At 76.6% G+C, this 3288-nt stretch carries 3 protein-coding genes and 1 pseudogene; all 4 read right to left on the bottom strand.

Annotated elements, in window-relative coordinates:
• A partial coding sequence (locus IF37_RS0138015) for a universal stress protein (protein ID WP_030754161.1) occupies positions 1–493 on the bottom strand: 493 nt, incomplete at its 3' end.
• A 12-nt stretch (positions 494–505) separates the two neighbouring features.
• Entirely contained in the window at positions 506–1759 is a 1254-nt protein-coding gene (locus IF37_RS0138010) for an SLC13 family permease (RefSeq protein ID WP_052845595.1), read from the bottom strand.
• A gap of 76 nt (positions 1760–1835) precedes the next feature.
• The gene (locus IF37_RS0138005; RefSeq protein ID WP_030754156.1) at positions 1836–2546 is read right to left on the bottom strand and encodes a DUF4232 domain-containing protein; all 711 of its coding nucleotides are present in this window, start codon (positions 2544–2546) and stop codon (positions 1836–1838) included.
• Between the two features lie 154 nt (positions 2547–2700).
• A pseudogene (locus IF37_RS0138000) lies at positions 2701–3288 on the bottom strand (serine/threonine protein kinase); the annotation flags it as partial.

The raw sequence follows: 3288 nt of genomic DNA, 5'->3' as shown, positions 1-3288 counted from the left end.
CCTCTCGGGGGTGCGGGGGCGGGGGCGGGATCGTGGCCAGGTCCGGGGCCGGTTCCGGCCACACCAGCAGGACCGGGCACGGGGCGTGGTCGACCGCGAACCGGGCGGCCGGGCCCAGGCTCCTCGGCCCGAGCCGGGAGCGGTCCCCGTCGCGGGCCAGCACCAGCAGACCGGCCCCCGCGGCGGCGGCCACCACCTCCCGCTCGACCCGGCCCGACCGCTCCTCGCGGAGACAGGGCCGGTCCAGCCGCCGGGCCGCCGCGTCCAGCAGGGCCGTCGCCGACGCGGCGCCGAACGCCTCCACCCGGTCACCCGGGTCGCGCTCCCGCCGGCCGCGCCCCAGCAGCCCGGCGAAGGCCCCGTGCGCCACCTCGGGCACGTCGGGGTCGCTCACATGGAACAGCACCACCTCCGCGTCCCCGGGCGTATGGGCGCGCACGGCGTCCACACAGGCCGGCCATGTGCCCTCCACCAGCCAGGCGATCACCCGCATACCTCGGCCTCCCTACAGAACCCTTGACGCCCCCCACAGTGCCACCACTGCGACGGCCAGCGAGGACGGCACGGCGAGCAGTCCGAGCCTGGTGAACTCCCCGAGGTTCACGTCATGCTCGTGCCGGTGCACGATCCGCCGCCACAGCAGGGTGGCCAGCGACCCCGCGTAGGTGAGGTTCGGGCCGATGTTCACCCCGAGCAGCACCGCGAGGACCGCCACCGGACCGGCGGGTGCCGCCAGCGGCAGCAGGACCAGCACCGCGGGCAGATTGTTGATCACATTGGCCAGCAGGGCGGCCAGCGCGGCCGTGCCGAGCAGCGCGGCCAGCCCGGTGCCGCCCGGCAGGACGTGCCCCAGCACGTCCGCCAGCCCGTTGTCGACCACCGCCCGCACCACGACGCCCAGCGCCAGGACGAACGCGAGGAACGCCGGGGCCGCCGCCCGTACCACCGTCAGCGGGGTCGCCTGCCGCCGCGCCAGCGCCCGCCCGGCCAGCACCAGCGCGCCCGCCGCCGCCACCCAGGCCGGGTCGACCCCGAACGCCGACGCCAGCACGAACCCCGCCAGTGTGCAGCCCACGGTCACCAGCGCGAACACCGGCAGCCGCGGCGCCTCGCCGGTCTCCCGGTCCGCCACGGCCGCCGCCGCGAGGTCCCGGGCGAAGAACCGCCGGAACACCAGGTACTCGACGCCGATCGCGGCCAGCCACGGCAGCGCCATCAGCGCCGCGAACCGGGTGAAGCTCAGCCCGCTGGCCGCGAACGCCAGCAGGTTCGTCAGATTGGACACCGGCAGCAGCAGCGACGCCGTGTTCGACAGGTGCGTGCAGGCGTACACGTGCGGTTTGGGCCGTACGCCGGTGCGCGCGGCCGTGGCGAAGACCACCGGGGTGAGCAGCACGACCGTCGCGTCCAGGCTGAGCACGGCGGTGATGGCCGACGCCAGCGCGAACACCGCCGTCAGCAGCCGCACCGGACGGCCCGCGGCCCAGCGCGCCATCCACGCCCCGCACGCCCGGAACAGTCCCTCCAGATCGCAGAAGTGCGCGAGCACCAGCACCGCCGCGAGGAACCCGACCACCGGGCCGAGCCGTTCGGCCTCGGCCCGGGCGTGGTCCAGCGAGATCGCTCCGCTGGCGACGGCGATCCCGGCGGCGGGCACGGCCATGACCGCCTCCGGCAGGCCGAAGGGCCGTACGACGGCCCAGACCAGCACGGCGACCAGCAGGACGGCGGAGAGGGCCTCGGCGAGCGCGGTGTTCAGGGCGGGTCCTTCCGGAAGTGATCACAAAGTACCCGTTCATGAAAACAGACGGCCCGGAAGGGCGCGCACCGCCGGGTCAGGGACCGGTGCCGGGGCTGAGCACGGTCAGCCGGACGGAGGAGGAGTTCCCGGAGACCGGCACCGGCCCGCCCGGCCAGGCCACCCTCAGCTGGTCCCGCTCGTCCGGCGGGGTGACCAGCAGCGTGGCCGGCGTGGCCGACCTGGCCCCGCTGATCCCGGGGTTGGAGAAGGTCAGCCCCGCCCAGGCGCTCTGCCCGGGCCGGAGGGTGACGCTCACCGGCGAACCCGGTTCACGCCGGGGATCGGCACCGAGCCGGGCACCGGAGCCGTTCACGAAGGCCGCGCCCGGATAGCCGCGCAGGGTGCAGGTGCGGCCGGACGTGTTGGTCAGCACCAGGGGGAAGTTCTCCTGGCCCGCGCCCGGGTCGTTGCGGCCCACGGAGGCGCGCAGCTCGGAGGTGTGGCAGCGGGAGCCCGCCGCGGCCGTCGCGCTCGGGACCGCCTCGCCGCCGCCCGAGGAGGCCGTCGCCCGCGGCGGCGCGGACGAGCCGGAGCCGGCGGCGGAGGAGGGCGGGGCGGGGGAGGAGGGGGCCGCGGAGGAGGGGCCGCTCTTGCCGTCCTGCGCGGGCGCGGCCGTGCCGGAGGCCGTGACCGTCGGGCCGCTCCGGGTGTCCTGGCCGTCGCCACAGGCGGCCAGCAGGCCCAGCAGGGCGGCCGTGCCCACGAGCAGGGCCCCGTGCCGCCGGGACCGGGGATTGTGCACCATGTCGCTCAACACTCCTGGAAGGTCACGGCACGCGAGGGGAACGCGTGCCTACGGCGCCGGATGCGCCGTTCTCACCGTCAGATGCGCGGATTGCCGGAAAAGTTCGGCACACCCCGGGTTCTTTTCCCGCGCCCGGCGCCCGGCAGGCGTCTTTTCAGGCCACCCGCAACGAACGGAGCACGCCGTCCATCATGTCGGCGCCGTCGTGCCGGCGCACCTGAACGTACACCTCGGGCCCCGTGCCGCCCACCGGGAGCAGCGCCGCCTCGGTGACCGAACCGCCGTCCGGACAGCCGCGCCAGGACCGGACCAGCGCGTGCCGGCCGGCGTCCGAGAAGGCGCGGGCGCCCGCGTACCGGCAGCCGGCGTGGGTGAGTGCCCGGACCTTCGCGGTGACGCCGCCGTGCGCGGCGGCCCCGGCGAACACGCCGTTCACGGGGGCCCTCGGGTCCGACCAGCGGGACAGGTCGTCGGCCACCACCAGACCGGGCTCGTGCCCCGCCGCCAGCCCCAGCGCGCGCGGGTCCCAGCCGGAGTCGCGCAGCTCGCGGGCCCAGCCGGCCGGCACCCTGAGCGTGATCCGCCCGGTGGTGTCCGTGACCCGCACCCCGTCGTCCCCGGTGCCGCCGCGGTGCGGCACCACGGTCGCCGTGACCGCGGCGGCTGAGGCGGCGAGTACGGCGGCCAGCGCCAGCGCCACCGTCGTCGGCCGGCCGCGCCACCCGGCCGGCCGCCGCTCGGG

Origin of the sequence: Streptomyces sp. NRRL S-31 (genome assembly GCF_000718775.1) — a bacterium.
In the GTDB taxonomy this organism is placed as follows: Bacteria; Actinomycetota; Actinomycetes; order Streptomycetales; family Streptomycetaceae; genus Streptomyces.
Note: the sequence above shows the minus strand (reverse complement) of the source record. Positions and strands in the feature narration are given on the sequence as shown.